The organism is Variovorax boronicumulans NBRC 103145 (assembly GCF_001591345.1).
GTDB classification, from domain to species: Bacteria; Pseudomonadota; Gammaproteobacteria; order Burkholderiales; family Burkholderiaceae_C; genus Variovorax; species Variovorax boronicumulans.
In genome coordinates this window covers 1-14,333 of sequence record NZ_BCUS01000141.1, presented here as the reverse complement: position 1 = coordinate 14,333, position 14,333 = coordinate 1, and the positions used below count along the sequence as shown (strand labels likewise).

10 protein-coding genes and 1 pseudogene are annotated in these 14,333 nt (G+C 69.4%); 6 read left to right on the top strand and 5 right to left on the bottom strand.

The window, feature by feature from the left end; genetic code table 11:
• Positions 1–47: 47 nt before the first annotated feature.
• Positions 48–1,121, bottom strand: a complete 1,074-nt coding sequence (locus tag VBO01S_RS27460; protein ID WP_062481321.1) for an ABC transporter ATP-binding protein — start codon at positions 1,119–1,121, stop codon at positions 48–50.
• Positions 1,122–1,143: 22 nt separating this feature from the next.
• On the bottom strand, positions 1,144–2,178 hold the full coding sequence (locus tag VBO01S_RS27455; RefSeq protein WP_062481319.1) for a putative 2-aminoethylphosphonate ABC transporter substrate-binding protein: 1,035 nt from the start codon (positions 2,176–2,178) through the stop codon (positions 1,144–1,146).
• Positions 2,179–2,384: 206 nt separating this feature from the next.
• On the opposite strand from VBO01S_RS27455, the gene VBO01S_RS27450 reads away from it, so the two are divergent.
• Both VBO01S_RS27450 and VBO01S_RS27445 read left to right on the top strand, forming a co-directional pair.
• Positions 2,385–2,945 carry a phosphonate degradation HD-domain oxygenase gene (locus tag VBO01S_RS27450; protein ID WP_062481317.1) on the top strand — a complete coding sequence of 187 codons (561 nt, stop codon included), beginning with the start codon at positions 2,385–2,387 and terminating at the stop codon, positions 2,943–2,945.
• Between the two features lie 113 nt (positions 2,946–3,058).
• Entirely contained in the window at positions 3,059–4,870 is a 1,812-nt protein-coding gene (locus VBO01S_RS27445; protein WP_062481315.1) for an ABC transporter ATP-binding protein/permease, read from the top strand.
• Here VBO01S_RS27445 and queC read toward each other — a convergent pair.
• The 3 genes from queC to VBO01S_RS27430 all read right to left on the bottom strand — a co-directional run bounded on the left by queC (position 4,852) and on the right by VBO01S_RS27430 (position 8,413).
• Positions 4,852–5,556, bottom strand: coding sequence for a 7-cyano-7-deazaguanine synthase QueC (queC, locus tag VBO01S_RS27440; RefSeq protein WP_062481313.1), 705 nt, complete (start codon positions 5,554–5,556; stop codon positions 4,852–4,854). The two genes, VBO01S_RS27445 and queC, sit on opposite strands and share 19 nt — an antisense overlap.
• An 86-nt stretch (positions 5,557–5,642) precedes the next feature.
• A complete protein-coding gene (locus tag VBO01S_RS27435) occupies positions 5,643–6,125 on the bottom strand; it encodes a cyanophycin metabolism-associated DUF1854 family protein (protein ID WP_062481311.1) in 483 nt (160 codons plus the stop codon).
• Positions 6,125–8,413 (bottom strand): cyanophycin metabolism-associated ABC transporter, encoded by a 2,289-nt coding sequence (locus VBO01S_RS27430; protein ID WP_062481309.1) that lies wholly within the window; start codon positions 8,411–8,413, stop codon positions 6,125–6,127. Before VBO01S_RS27430 ends, VBO01S_RS27435 begins: the two co-directional genes overlap by 1 nt.
• A gap of 139 nt (positions 8,414–8,552) precedes the next feature.
• On the opposite strand from VBO01S_RS27430, the gene VBO01S_RS27425 reads away from it, so the two are divergent.
• From VBO01S_RS27425 to VBO01S_RS27410, 4 genes and pseudogenes are all read left to right on the top strand, one after another.
• Positions 8,553–10,796 (top strand): cyanophycin synthetase, encoded by a 2,244-nt coding sequence (locus VBO01S_RS27425; protein WP_255221216.1) that lies wholly within the window; start codon positions 8,553–8,555, stop codon positions 10,794–10,796.
• A gap of 87 nt (positions 10,797–10,883) precedes the next feature.
• Positions 10,884–13,451: a cyanophycin synthetase gene (gene cphA / locus VBO01S_RS27420; RefSeq protein ID WP_062481305.1), complete on the top strand. Its 2,568-nt coding sequence runs from the start codon at positions 10,884–10,886 to the stop codon at positions 13,449–13,451.
• 207 nt (positions 13,452–13,658) lie between these two features.
• Complete coding sequence (locus tag VBO01S_RS27415; protein ID WP_062481303.1) at positions 13,659–14,075, top strand: hypothetical protein; 417 nt, start codon at positions 13,659–13,661, stop codon at positions 14,073–14,075.
• Positions 14,076–14,122: 47 nt separating this feature from the next.
• Positions 14,123–14,333, top strand: a pseudogene (locus tag VBO01S_RS27410) (hypothetical protein); the annotation flags it as partial.

Sequence of the window (14,333 nt, the reverse complement as noted above, 5' to 3'; positions counted from 1 at the left end):
AAGGACTGCGCTCCCAACGACAAGGCACCGACAAGCCCGATGTCATTTCATTGCGCCAGGACCGACAGCGCGTTCAAAGGCAGTTGGATGTGCACCATGCTGCTGGGCACCAGCGGCTCTTCGCCGCCGCTGCGCGCATCGGCGGGCAGCTCGGCCTCGATCTCGATGCCCAGCGGCTCGCAGGCCAGGCGGGCCGAGGTGCGGTTGCCGAAGAACTCGGTGTCGAGCAGGCGCGCGGCGAAGCTGTTGGTGCCGAGTTCGGAGCCGAAGCGCTTCACCACCACATGCTCGGGCCGGATGCCCACGGTGGCCTGCGAACCCACGCTGAGGCTGCCGGGCGCGCAGAACAGTTCGCTGTCGCGCACACGCACCTTGCCGCCGGCCAGCACGGTGGCGGGCAGCATGTTCATGCGGCCCACGAAGCCCGCCACGAAGCGGGTGCGCGGCTGGCGGTAGAGCTCGTCGGGCGTGCCGGCCTGCTCGATGCGGCCGTTGTGCATCAGCACCACGCGGTCGGCCATCGAGAGGGCTTCTTCCTGGTCGTGCGTGACCATGATGGTGACGATGCCCAGGCGCTTTTGCAGCGCGCGGATTTCGCTGCGCAGCGTGGCGCGCACCTGCGCGTCGAGCGCGGAGAGCGGCTCGTCGAGCAGCAGCAGGCGCGGGTTGGGCGCCAAAGCGCGCGCCAGCGCGATGCGCTGCTGCTGGCCGCCCGAGAGCTGCACGGGGTACTTGTCGGCATGCGCGGTGAGCCCGACGAGGTCGAGCATTTCGCGCGAGCGCTTGGCCATCTCGCGCGCCAGCGCGCCCGTGGGGTGCAGGCCGTAGGCGATGTTCTGCGCGGCCGTGAGGTTGGGGAACAGCGCATACGACTGGAACACCACGCCGAAGCCGCGCGCCGCGGGCGGCAGGCCCGCGATGTCCTGACCGCCGAGCAGGATCTGCCCGCTGTCGGCGCGCTCGATGCCGCACACGATGCGCAGCAGCGTGGTCTTGCCGCAGCCCGAAGGGCCGAGCAGGCAGACGAACTCGCCGGGCTCGATGTCCAGGTCGATGCCGTCGAGCACGCGCGTGGCGCCAAAGGACTTGCCGATGCCGCGAAGAGAAAGAAAGCTGGTCATGTGCGGCTACCCGAAACCCAGATCACATTGGCTTTTTCTCGGCCTTGGCGTCGTAGCGCTTCGACCATTCCGTCAGGATGCGGTCGCGGTTGGCGGCAGCCCAGTTGAAGTCGTTCTTGGCCAGCAGCTTCTCGACGTCGCCCGGCACGAACTCGAGCTTTTCCTGGATGCCCGGCAGCGCGAGCACGGCGAAGTTCTTCGCGTACAGCTCGTTGGCTTGCTTCGTCACGGCCCAGTCGGCCAGGGCCTTGGCGGCGTCCTGCTTCTTGCTGGTCTTGATGATGCCGGTGGCTTCCATGTCCCAGCCCAGGCCTTCCTTGGGCAGCACGATGTCGATGGGCGCGCCGTCGCGCTTGGTCTTGTTGGCGCGGTATTCGAAGGACATGCCGAGCGCGAACTCGCCGGCGCCGGCCTGGCGGCAGGGCTTGCTGCCCGACAGGCTGTACACGCCGATGTTCTGGTGCAGCGCGTCCATGTACTTCCAGGCCTTGTCCTCGCCCATCATCTGGATCCAGCCCGACACCATGAGGTAGCCGGTGCCCGATGCCGCGGGGTTGGGCATGGTGATCTGGCCCTTGTAGACCGGGTTGGTGAGGTCGGCCCAGCTGGTGGGCTTGGGCAGGTTCTTCTTCGTGGCTTCGGCGGTGTTGAAGCAGATGGCCGACGACCACACGTCCATGCCGACCCACTTGGGCGGGTTGGCGGTGTCGCGCATGGTGGGCTTGATGGCGTCCAGGCCCTTGGGGGCGTAGGGCTGGAGCATGCCTTCCTTGTCCAGCAGCATCAGCGAGGTGGCGGCCAGGCCCCACACCACGTCGGCCTGCGGGTTGGCCTTTTCGGCCAGCAGCTTGGCGGTGACGATGCCGGTGGAGTCGCGCACGAACTTCAGCTCGATGGCCGGGTTCTCCTTTTCGAAGGCGGCCTTGTAGGCCTGCACCTGGTCGGCTTCGAGCGCGGTGTAGACCAGCAGCTCGGTGCGGCCCTGGGCCGAGGCGGCGAAGGCCAGCGAGAACAAGGCGGCGGGCACGGCGGCCCACATCAGACGACGATGCAGCATGGGAGATTCCCTCGAGGTAAGAACAGGCGGTGTACGCAAAAAGAAAACACGGCCGGAGCCGTGAACGCAGCGATGCTCGCAGCGCTATGTGACAAAGGTTTGTCACACGGCCGTACCCGCGCTGCGGCGTTTGCACTTTCGTCACACGGCTGTCATCGAGCGACGCGAGCCTGTACAGGCTGTCGCACCCGTTCTTTTGCAATTCCATGACACTCGACCTCGCCGAGATCGCTCGCCTGTTCGCCGAACGCGGCGGGCTGGCGTATGCGGGCGAGCCGGTGTCGCAGCTCGAACACGCGTTGCAATGCGCCTGGCTGGCCGAACAGGCCGGCGCCGGCGACACGCTCGTGACGGCCGCATTGCTGCACGACCTGGGGCACCTGCTGATCGCCGAGCACCAGACGCTGTCGCTCTCGCCCACCGAACTGGGCATTGACGACCGCCACCAGTACATCGCGCTGCCGCTGCTGCGCGGCGCCTTCGACGTGGCGGTGCGCGAACCGATCCGCCTGCACGTGGACGCCAAGCGCTACCTGTGCGCGACGCGGCCGGGCTACGTGTCGATGCTCTCGCCCGATTCGGTGCGCAGCCTGGCGCTGCAGGGCGGCGTGATGGACGACGACGCGGCGCAGCGCTTTGCCGGCCTGCCGTGGTCGGGCGACGCGGTGCGGCTGCGGCTGTGGGACGAAGCGGCCAAGGCCGAGGGGCTGCGAACGCCGCCGCTCGCGCATTTCCTGGCGACGGCGGCGCGCGTGATGCTGCGCTGAGGGCCGGCGGGACGAAGGGACGGCGGGCCGACTTTCAGCCCCGTTTAAGAAACATTTGTCTACGATGGTTTCCTCACGAGGTCCGGCGCCCCTGCGCCTGCGAGGAAATCCGCATGTCATCTGCTCCATCTCCCACCATCGCGGCGCGTGCCGGCGCGTTCGTCCAGGTCCTGCGCCGCGTGCTGCGGCTCGCGGCGCCCTACTTCAGTTCGGACGAAGAAAAATGGCGGGCGCGCCTCATGTTCACGGGCATCGTCGCGCTGAACCTGGCGTATGTGTATGCGCTGGTGCTCTTCAACCAGTGGTACGGCCGCTTCTATGACGGGCTGCAGAACAAGGACGCGGTGGTCTTCTGGCGCGAGATCCGCGTGTTCGCCGTGCTGGCCTTCTTCAACATCGCGATCCAGGTGGCGAAGTTCTACCTGACGCAGCTGCTGCAGCTGCGCTGGCGCTCGTGGATGACCCGCCATTACCTCGGCCGCTGGATGGCCGACCGCGCCTTCTATCACTTGGAGCTGGCGCGCTACGCGCAGGCCGACGGCGCCACGCCCGACAACCCCGACCAGCGCATCCAGGAGGACATGCAGATGTTCACCAACGCCACGATGACGCTGTCGATGGAGATCCTGAACGCGGTGGTCACGCTGCTGAGCTTCATCGGCATCCTGTGGGGCCTGTCGGGCACCTTCGACCTGTCGCTGGGCGGCAGCACCTACCAGGTCGCCGGCTCGATGGTGTGGCTGGCGCTGGTCTACTGCGTGGTCGGCACGGTCATCACGCACTTCATCGGCCGGCCGCTGATCGGCCTGAACTTCCGCCAGCAGCGCTTCGAGGCCGACTTCCGCCACCACCTGGTGCGCGTGCGCGAGTACAGCGAAGCCATCGCGCTCGACCGCGGCGAGACGGTGGAGCGCGGCCAGCTCGACACGCGCTTCGGCGCCGTGCTGCGCAACTACCTGCAACTGATCAAGAAGCAGAAGAACCTGGTCACCTTCACCGCGATGTTCGGGCAGGCGTCGGTGATCTTTCCGTTCATCGTGTCGGCGCCGCGTTTCTTCAGCGGCGCCATCCAGCTGGGTGCGCTGATCCAGATCTCGACCGCTTTTGAAAAGGTGCAGGATTCGCTGAGCTGGTTCGTGACCAACTACGACCGCGTGGCCGTCTGGCGCGCCACCACCGACCGCCTGATCAGCTTCGACGACGCGATGCGCGCCCACGCCACGCGCGAAGACGGCCTGCAGCGCGAAGAAGGCGCCACCACGCTGGGCACCAGCGACCTCACGCTCGCGCTGCCCAACGGCACGCAGCTGCTGGCCGGTGCCGCGCTGGCGGTGCGCCCCGGCGACAGCGTGCTGCTGCAAGGCCCGTCGGGCAGTGGCAAGTCGACGCTGTTCCGCACCTTCGCGGGCATCTGGCCGTTCGCGAGCGGCAAGGTGCAGGCCCCGGCCGACGCGGTCTTCATGCCGCAGCGCCCCTACCTGCCCGACGGCAAGCTGCGCGAGGCGCTGACCTACCCGCACCCGGCCGCCGGCTTCAGCGACGACCAGCTGCGCCAAGCCCTGGCCGATGCGCTACTGCCCGACCTGGTGAACCGGCTCGACGACAGCGACGCCTGGAGCCAGAAGCTCTCGGGCGGCGAGCAGCAGCGGCTGGCCATCGCGCGGGTGCTGCTGAAGAAGCCGGCGTGGCTCTTCGCCGACGAAGTGACCAGCGCGCTCGATGCACCGGCCGAAGCCGTGCTCTACCAACGGCTGGCCGACACGGTGCGCGCGGGTGGCGGTGCGATGGTGTCGATCGCGCACCGCCCCGCCGTGGGCGACTTCCATGGCCAGCGGTGGACGCTGGTGCCGCAGGACGAAAGTGCAGCCGGCGGCGCGCGCTACCGGCTCGATACCTCTACAGCGGCTCAGGCCGCAGCGACGTAACGCTCCCAGCCCTTCTTGCGCAGATCGCAGGCCGGGCACTCGCCGCAACCGTAGCCCCAGGCCTGGCGGTGTTCGCGGTCGCCGAGGTAGCAGGTGTGGGTTTCTTCCACGATCAGGTCGACCAGCGGCTGGCCGCCCAGGCGGTGGGCCAGCGCCCAGGTCTCGGCCTTGTCGATCCACATGAGCGGCGTCTCGATGACGAGGCGGCGCTCCAGGCCGAGCGACAGCGCCAGCTGCATCGCCTTCATGGTGTCGTCGCGGCAGTCGGGGTAGCCCGAGAAGTCGGTCTCGCACACGCCGGTGACGATCACCTGCAGCCCGCGCCGGTAGGCCAGCGCGCCCGCCAGCGTGAGGAACAGCAGGTTGCGCCCCGGCACGAAGGTGTTGGGCAGGCCGTCGGCCTGCATGGCGAAGGCGACTTCTTCGGTGAGCGAGGAGCCGCCGAGCTGGGCCAGCGCGGCCAGCGTGAGCACGTGGTCTTCGCCCAGGCGCGGCGCCCATTCGGGAAAGCGCTCGCGGATCTTGGCGAGCACGGTGCCGCGCACGTCGAGCTCGACGCGGTGGCGCTGGCCGTAGTCGAAGCCCAGGGTTTCGACACGCTGGTACTTGGACAGGGCCTCGGCCAGGCAGGTGGCCGAGTCCTGGCCGCCGGAGAAGAGAACGAGGGCGGTGGTGTGCAGGGGCATGTCCGTCAACGGCGGGGCCGTTGTAGTGCAAATACACGATTTTCGCAGCCGATCGATGCTGCGGGCCGCCCTGTTCTGCGCTGCTTCTAGAGAAAGCGCTCCAGCAGCTTGCGCGACGCGCGATCGAGCGCCTTCGCATCGGGAATGCGGAACTGCACGCCGTGCGCGCTCGCGATCAGCAGCGCGCCGCCTTCGAGCCGGCGGATGTCTTCCTCGGCCTTGAGCACGAAGCTGGTGTCGCCGCGGTCGGTGCTCACGGTCCAGGTGCTGGGCACGCCGAAGCTGGACACGCCGTGCAGCTTCAGCAAGGTGGGCGCGAAGTCGCGCACGGCGAGTTCTTCGGTCAGCAGCGCCTGGGTGGGCGCGGGCAGCTGGTCGACGCGGTCGACCCACACGAGTTCGCGGCCTTCGCTGCCGACGAGCGACACGCCCTCATTGGGCGCGCTCAGCGGAAAGGCGCGAACGGGTGTCACGCCCACGTGGTGCTCGCCCTGCGCGTCGGTCAGCACGAGGCGGCCGAAGGTGTCGCGGGCCAGCTGGAAGTTGGTGTTGTCGTTGGTGCTGCTCATCACACGTCCCCTGCCGGATGGGCAGCGTGGCTCACGGCCAGCGGCGCCTGGGCGTTGGCGCGCTCGTCGGCGGCACCTTCGCTCACGTCGTCTTCGTCGCCCTGGCGCAGCTGCGCCTGGTACAGGCGCCAGTAGGCGCCCTGCTTGGCCATCAGCGCGTCGTGCGGCCCGACCTCGACCACCTCGCCGCGGTCCATGACCACGAGGCGGTCGGCCTTGCGCAGCGTGGACAAACGGTGCGCGATGGCGATGGTGGTGCGGCCCTGCACGAGGTTGTCGAGCGCCTTCTGGATTTCCTTCTCGGTCTCGGTGTCGACGGCCGAGGTGGCCTCGTCGAGGATCAGGATGCGCGGGTCGATGAGCAGCGCGCGCGCGATGCTGATGCGCTGGCGCTCGCCGCCCGACAGGCCCTGGCCGCGCTCGCCCACCAGCGAGTCGTAGCCATGCGGCAGGCGCAGGATGAAGTCGTGCGCGTGGGCCGCGCGGGCCGCTGCAACGACTTCTTCGCGCGTGGCATCGGGCTTGCCGTAGGCGATGTTCTGCGCGATGGTGCCGAAGAACAGAAACGGCTCCTGCAGCACCAGCCCCACGTGGCGGCGGTAGTCGGCCACGGCGAAGCGGCGGATGTCGGTGCCGTCGACCTTGATGGCGCCATCGGTCACGTCGTAGAAGCGGCAGATCAGGTTGACCAGCGTGCTCTTGCCCGAGCCGCTGTGGCCCACGAGGCCGATCATCTCGCCGGGCTCGATGGTCAGGTCGAGGTCGTGGATCACGGCGCGCGAGCCGTAGCGGAAACCGAGCCCGCTCATCTCGATGCGGCCCTGCACGCGCTCCACCTTCACCGGGTTGGCCGGCTCGGGCACGTTGCTCACGTGGTCGAGGATGTCGAAGATGCGCTTGGCGCCGGCGGCGGCCTTCTGCGTGACCGAGACGATGCGGCTCATCGAATCGAGCCGCGTGTAGAAGCGGCCGATGTAGGCGATGAAGGCGGTGAGCACGCCCACCGTGATGCTGCCGCGCGCCACCTGCCAGATGCCGAAGGCCCAGACCACGAGCAGGCCGATTTCGGTCAGCAGCGACACGGTCGGCGTGAACAGCGACCAGGTGCGGTTGAGCTTGTCGTTGACCTGCAGGTTGTAGGCGTTGGCCACGCGGAAGCGCTCGGCTTCGCGGCGCTCCTGCGCAAAGGCCTTCACCACGCGGATGCCGGGGATGGTGTCGGCCAGCACGTTGGTCACTTCGGACCAGACGCGGTCGATCTTCTCGAAGCCGGTGCGCAGGCGGTCGCGCACGACGTGGATCATCCAGGCGATGAAGGGCAGCGGCACCAGCGTGACCACGGCCAGCAGCGGGTTGATCGAGATGAGGATGGCCGCCGTCATGACGATCATCAGCACGTCGTTGGCGAAATCGAGCGCGTGCAGCGACAGGAAGACGTTGATGCGGTCGGTTTCCGAGCCGATGCGCGCCATCAGGTCGCCGGTGCGCTTGCCCCCGAAGTAGTCCAGCGGCAGGGTCAGCAGGTGCTCGTAGGTGGTGGTGCGCAGGTCGGCGCCGATGCGTTCCGAGACCAGCGCCAAGAGGTAGGTGCGCGCCCAGCCCAGCCCCCAGCCGACCAGCGCCGCGATCAGCAGGCCGCCCAGGTACAGGCCGACCCGGCCGGAATCGATCTTCTGCCCGTTCTGGAACGGGATCAGGATGTCGTCCATCAGCGGGATGGTCAGGTACGGCGGCACCAGCGTGGCGGCGGTGGAGATCAGGGTCAGGACAAACCCGAGGATCAGCTGCTTGCGGTACGGCCCGGCGAAGCGGCCCAGGCGCAGCAGCACCCAGGTCGAGGGCGGGGTCTGCAGCTCGGTGTCGGTGCCGTCCACGTCGAGAAGTTCGGGCACCTCTTCTGTCGCCTTCGCGACAGCGGGCGCGGCGCGCTGGCCGAACAGCTTGAGCAGCTTCAGCGCCGCCGGCTGGCCGGCCAGGGTGTAGCGCCAGCGGGCGAGCTGTCCGGCGGGGCCGATGAGGTCGAGGGTTCCGACGCCTGCGTGGTCGGAAAGACGCATTTCCAAGGCTTGATCGGTGAGTGGCCACTCACGCCACTCGCCGCCCGGCTCCAGGGCCACGAGCCGCTTGTCGGTCAGGGCGACGAGGCCGGTGGCGAAGCGAAGTTGGTCGTCGAGGTCAACCGCAAGTGTTACCGAAACGTTTTCAGCGCCTGCGAGTCGGCTTTTCAGCACGCCTGAGACCGCCTCCGTTTCGCCCGCCTGGGCGCCGACTGGATCGTGATGTTGCATTGTGTTTATTTGACTCTTGCCCGTCGCGGGCCGCAGGGACCGCGTCATGGCGTCCTTGGTCGGGCGCCGATTCTGACCGATCGCCATGGGAGCGCTTGAAGGCGCCGTGGTGCTCGGCCAAAGCACATCGAACGTTTGCATGACCCGTTTCGACGACATCCAATTGCTGCGCATCAACTATTTGCGCGGTCCCAACCTCTGGACCTACCGTCCGGTGCTCGAAGTCTGGCTCGACCTGGGCCAACTGGAAGACTTCCCCTCCAACAAGATCGACGGTTTCACCGACCGGCTGACCACCCTGCTGCCGGCGCTCATCGAGCACCACTGCGGCGTGGGCGAGCGCGGCGGGTTCATCCAGCGCCTCACCGAAGGCACCTGGTCGGGCCACGTGCTGGAACACGTCGTGATCGAACTGCTGAACCTGGCCGGCATGCCGACCGGCTTCGGGCAAACCCGCAGCACCTCGGAGCACGGCGTGTACCGCATGGTGTTCCGCGCGCGTGACGAGCAGGTCGCCCGCGTGGCGCTGACCGAAGGCCACCGCCTGCTGATGGCGGCCATCAACAACGACCCGTTCACCGCCGCCGACGTGCAGACCGCCGTCGAGGCCGTCAAGGCCAAGGTCGAGGACTGCTACCTCGGCCCGAGCACCGCGGCCATCGTGTCCGCCGCCACCGACCGCGGCATTCCGCACATGCGCCTGAACAGCGGCAACCTGGTGCAGCTGGGCTACGGCGCCAACCAGCAGCGCATCTGGACCGCCGAGACCGACTACACCAGCGCCATCGGCGAATCGATCGCCAGCGACAAGGAGCTGACCAAGTCGCTGCTCGCCAGCTGCGGCGTGCCCGTGCCGCACGGCCAGGTGGTCGAGTCGCCCGAAGAAGCCTGGGAAGCCGCCGAGGACATCGGCCTGCCCGTGGTCGTGAAGCCGTCGGACGCCAACCATGGCCGCGGCGTGTCGCTCGAATTGACGACGCGCGAGGAAGTCATGGCCGCCTTCGCGGTCGCCGAGCCCGAGGGCAGCGACGTGATGGTCGAGCGCTTCATCCGCGGCCACGAACACCGCCTGCTGGTGGTGGGCGGCGAGGTGGTGGCGGCCGCGCGCGGCGAGATCATCACCGTGACCGGCGACGGCACCAGCACCGTGGCCGGGCTGATCGACAAGCAGCTCAACAGCGACCCGCGCCGCGGCGCCGAAGAAGAATTCCCGCTCGACGTGATCGTGCTGGCCACCGACGCCAAGCTCCAGCTGGAGCTCAAGCGTCAGGAACTGGACGGCACCTCGGTGCCGGCCGCCGGCCGCGTGGTCACGATCCAGCGCAACGGCAACATGGCCTACGACTGCACCGACCTCGTGCACCCCGAGGTGGCGCACGCCGCCGTGCTCGCCGCCCGCGTGGTCGGCCTGGACATCGCGGGCATCGACATGGTCGCGCAAGATATTTCCAAGCCGCTGGGCCCGCAGGGCGGCGCGATCGTCGAAGTGAACGCCGGCCCCGGCCTGCTGATGCACCTGAAGCCGGCCATCGGCTCGCCGCGCCCCGTGGGCCGCGCCATCTGCGACCACCTGTTCCCGAACGACGCGCCCGGCCGCATCCCCGTGGTGGGCGTGGCCGGTTCGCGCGACACCGCCGTGCTCGCGCGGCTGGTGGCCTGGCTCATCAACCTCGGCGGGCGCCACACCGGCCTGGCCTGCCGCGACGGCCTGTTCCTGGAACGCCGCCGCGTCGATGCACGCGACAGCGCCAACTGGGACGCCGGCCACCGCCTGCTCGTGAACCGCGCCGTCGAGGCCGTGGTGATCGAGAACGGCGCCGAGACCATCCTGCGCGACGGCCTGGCCTACGACCGCTGCGAAGTCGGCATCGTGACCGACCTCGAAGGCTGCGAAGCCCTTGCCGACTACGACATCACCGAGAGCGACCAGATGGTCAAGGTGCTGCGCACCCAGGTCGACGTGGTGCTGGGCGAAGGCACGGCCGTGCTCAACGCCGACGAGCCGCGCATCGCCGCCCTGGCGCCGCTGTGCGATGGCGCCGTCATCCTCTATGCGGCCGACCCGCAGGCCGCCGCGCTCGCCGCGCACCAGGCCGAAGGCGGCAAGGCCGTGCTGGTGCGCCAGGACCGCGTGGTGCTGGCCAACGGCACGAGCGAATCGTTCCTGCCCGGCCTGGGCCGCCTGACCATCTGGCGCGCGACCCACGTCGGCGTGAGCCTCGAAAGCCTGCTGGCCGCCGTGGCCGCCGCCTGGGCCATGGGCATTCCGCTCAACCTGATCGGCGCCGGCGTCGAAGCCTTCGAAGCCGACCTGCAGGCGGCCCTGGCCTCGCTGCAGCTGTCGCAGGCCTCGCCCCTTTCGCCCCAACTACAACTGGCATGACACGATGCGCCGCCCCGCCACCCGCGGGGCCGGCGCCCTGGTCACACCGCAAGATCACCGCAACCGCGCGCCCCGTGCCGTAGCCCCATGAAAGTCACCCGCATCCGCGCCCTGCGCGGCCCCAATCTCTGGAGCCGCCACACCACCATCGAGGCCGTCGTGGCCTGCGAAGGCGACGAGAACGCCGTCGGCAAGCTCGACGGGTTCGAAGCCCGCCTGCGCGCCCGCTTCCCGACCATCGGCGAGCTGCACCCGATGGTGCTCGGCCAGCCGCTGGCGCTGGCCCACGTGCTCGAGAACGCCGCCGTGGCGCTGCAGGCCCAGGCCGGCTGCGCCGTCAACTTCGGCAACACCGCGCCCACGACCGAAGAAGGCGTGTACCAGGTCACCGTGCAGTACACCGAGGAAGACGTGGGCCGCCGCGCCCTCGCGCTGGCCGAAGAGCTGATCCAGGCCGCGCTGGCCGACACCGCCTTCGACGCCGACGCCGCCATCACCGAGCTGCGCGACCTCGACGAGTCGGAACGCCTGGGCCCGAGCACCGGCTCCATCGTCGACGCCGCCGTGGCGCGCGGCATTCCGTACCGCCGCCTTACCAGTGGCAGCCTGGTGCAGTTCGGCTGGGGCTCCAAGCAGCGCCGCATCCAGGCCGCCGAGATCGACAGCACCAGCGGCGTGGCCGAATCGATCGCGCAGGACAAGGAACTCACCAAGCAGCTGCTCAACGCCGCCGGCGTGCCGGTGCCACTGGGCCGCCCCGTGTCCAGCGCCGACGACGGCTGGGCCGCCGCCGAAGAAATCGGCCTGCCGGTCGTGGTCAAGCCGCAGGACGGCAACCAGGGCAAGGGCGTGACGGTGAACATCACCACGCGCGAGCAACTCACTTCAGCCTACGACTCGGCCGCCGTGTACGGCGAGGTGATGGTCGAGAAATTTTTGCCCGGCTTCGACTTCCGCCTGCTGGTGGTGGGCGACCGCCTCGTGGCCGCCGCGCGGCGCGACCCGCCGCAGGTCATCGGCGACGGCAGCTCCACCGTGCGCCAGCTGGTCGACACCGTGAACCTCGACCCGCGCCGCGGCGAGGGCCACGCCACCTCGCTCACCAAGATCCGCCTGGACGACATCGCCATCGGCCGGCTCGAGTCGCAGGGCCTCACGCCCGAGAGCGTGCCCGAGCTGGGCCAGCGCGTGGTGCTGCGCAACAACGCCAACCTCTCGACCGGCGGCACCGCCACCGACGTCACCGACACCGTGCACCCCGAAGTGGCCGCGCGCGCCGTCGATGCGGCGCAGATGGTCGGCCTGCACATCTGCGGCGTCGACATGGTCTGCGAGAACGTGCTGCGCCCGCTCGAAGAACAGCACGGCGGCGTGGTCGAAGTGAACGCCGCGCCCGGCCTGCGCATGCACATCTCGCCCTCGTTCGGCCGCGGCCGCGCGGTCGGCGAGGCGGTGATGGACACGCTGTTCGCCCCCGGCGACGACGGCCGCATTCCCGTGGTGGCCGTCACCGGCACCAACGGCAAGACCACCACCGCGCGCCTGATCAACCACATCATTGCCTCCAGCGGCCTTCGCACCGGCATGACGAACACCGACGGCGTGTACGTCAACGGCCGCCAGACCGACAGCGGCGACTGCAGCGGCCCCAAGAGCGCGCGCAACGTGCTGATGCACCCCGACGTCGACGCGGCCGTGTTCGAAGTGGCCCGCGGCGGCGTGCTGCGCGAGGGCCTGGGCTTCGACCGCTGCGAAGTGGCCGTGGTCACCAACATCGGCAGCGGCGACCACCTGGGCCTGAACTACATCACCACGGTCGAAGACCTGGCGGTGCTCAAGCGCGTGATCGTGCGCAACGTGGCGCCCGACGGCTACGCGGTGCTCAACGCGGCCGACGTGAACGTCGCTGCCATGGCGGCCGGCTGCCCGGGCAACGTGATCTTCTTCACCGCCGACCGCATGCACCCGGTGATGGCCACGCACCGCGCGCAGGGCAAGCGCACCGTGTACGTCGACCAGGACACGCTGGTGGCCGCTGAAGGCTCGTGGCGCGAACGCATCGCGCTGCGCGACGTGCCGATCACGCGCGGCGGCACCATCGGCTTCCAGGTCGACAACGTGATGGCCTCGGTGGCCGCAGCCTGGGCCGTGGGCCTCGATTGGGACACCATCCGCAGCGGCCTGTCGAGCTTCATGAACGACGCGGCCGGCGTGCCCGGGCGCTTCAACGTCATGGACTACCGCGGCGCCACCGTGATCGCCGACTACGGCCACAACACCGACGCCATGAAGGCGCTGGTCTCGGCCGTGGACACCATGCCCGCCAACAAGCGTTCGGTGGTCATCAGCGGTGCGGGCGACCGGCGCGATTCCGACATCCGCGACCAGACCGCGATCCTCGGCCAGGCCTTCGACGACGTGATCCTGTACCAGGACGCGGCGCAGCGCGGCCGGGCCGACGGCGAGGTCATGGCGCTGCTGCGCCAGGGCCTGCAGGGCGCCTCGCGCACGCGCCAGATCGACGAGATCCGCGGCGAGTTCGTCGCCATCGACACCGCGCTGGCGCGGCTGCAGCCGGGCGACCTGTCGCTCATCCTCGTCGACCAGGTCGAAGAGGCGCTGGCCCACCTCGCGCAGCGCATCGCGCAAGGCTGATCCACCCGCCCCGCAGCGCGGGAGGCCCGCCCTCCTTGCGCTGACGGACGTGTCCCACACGCAGGGGCGCGTCCGGCCCGCTCCACGGCGTGCGGCTTGTCCCACAGCCCCGCGCCACCGGCCGGCCCACACTGGGGACCGGTCGCGCCCTGCGTGCTTTTGTCTTCCTCATGTCCGCTCGCACGGCGCGCCTTTCCAGGAGCCCCGATGACGACCCATTCCCTCCGTTCCACCGTGTCGACCGCCGCCCTCGTGGCGTTCGGCGGCTTCTTCATGGCCTGTGCGCCGCTGGCCTCGGCCCAGGCGCCCGGCAGCGACGCGCGGATGCAAAAGGAACGCGCCACCTGTGACGGCGTGCAACAGGACCGCGCGGCGTGCCTGCGCGAAGCCGGCGCCGCGCGCCAGGAAGCCGGTCGCCACGGCCTGACCACCCCCGGTGCGGAACGCGAAGATGCCAACGCGCTCGCACGTTGCCGCGAACAACCCGTGGCCGACCGTGCCGATTGCGAAGCGCGCATCCGCGGCGGTGCGCGCACCTCCACCGAAGGCAGCGTGATGGGCGGCGGCGTGATCCGCGAAACCGTCACCCCGCTGCCGCCACAGCCCGTGCAGCCGGTGCGCTGATCGAGCGAGGCCGGCCTTCACCCCGATACGCCAACAAGGAGCACACCATGCCAAACAATGCGCGTTCGATGATCTTTGCCCTGCTCGCACTCAGCGGGCTGGCCACCACCACCATCGCCACGGCCGCCCGTGGCGACGGCGGCGGCAGCACCTACCAGCAGGAGATTGCGGTCTGCGGCCACAACCAGCAGGACCGTGCCGCCTGCATCCGCGAAGCCGGCGCCGCGCGCCAGGCCGCGTCGCGCGGCGGCCTCACCT

What these genes read in the sequence shown, in the direction of transcription:
- VBO01S_RS27460 (WP_062481321.1), bottom strand. Translation starts at nt 1,121, where the DNA reads ATGACCAGCTTTCTTTCTCTTCGCGGCATCGGCAAGTCCTTTGGCGCC.
- VBO01S_RS27455 (WP_062481319.1), bottom strand. Translation starts at nt 2,178, where the DNA reads ATGCTGCATCGTCGTCTGATGTGGGCCGCCGTGCCCGCCGCCTTGTTC.
- VBO01S_RS27450 (WP_062481317.1), top strand. Translation starts at nt 2,385, where the DNA reads ATGACACTCGACCTCGCCGAGATCGCTCGCCTGTTCGCCGAACGCGGC.
- VBO01S_RS27445 (WP_062481315.1), top strand. Translation starts at nt 3,059, where the DNA reads ATGTCATCTGCTCCATCTCCCACCATCGCGGCGCGTGCCGGCGCGTTC.
- queC (WP_062481313.1), bottom strand. Translation starts at nt 5,556, where the DNA reads ATGCCCCTGCACACCACCGCCCTCGTTCTCTTCTCCGGCGGCCAGGAC.
- VBO01S_RS27435 (WP_062481311.1), bottom strand. Translation starts at nt 6,125, where the DNA reads ATGAGCAGCACCAACGACAACACCAACTTCCAGCTGGCCCGCGACACC.
- VBO01S_RS27430 (WP_062481309.1), bottom strand. Translation starts at nt 8,413, where the DNA reads ATGCAACATCACGATCCAGTCGGCGCCCAGGCGGGCGAAACGGAGGCG.
- VBO01S_RS27425 (WP_255221216.1), top strand. Translation starts at nt 8,553, where the DNA reads ATGACCCGTTTCGACGACATCCAATTGCTGCGCATCAACTATTTGCGC.
- cphA (WP_062481305.1), top strand. Translation starts at nt 10,884, where the DNA reads ATGAAAGTCACCCGCATCCGCGCCCTGCGCGGCCCCAATCTCTGGAGC.
- VBO01S_RS27415 (WP_062481303.1), top strand. Translation starts at nt 13,659, where the DNA reads ATGACGACCCATTCCCTCCGTTCCACCGTGTCGACCGCCGCCCTCGTG.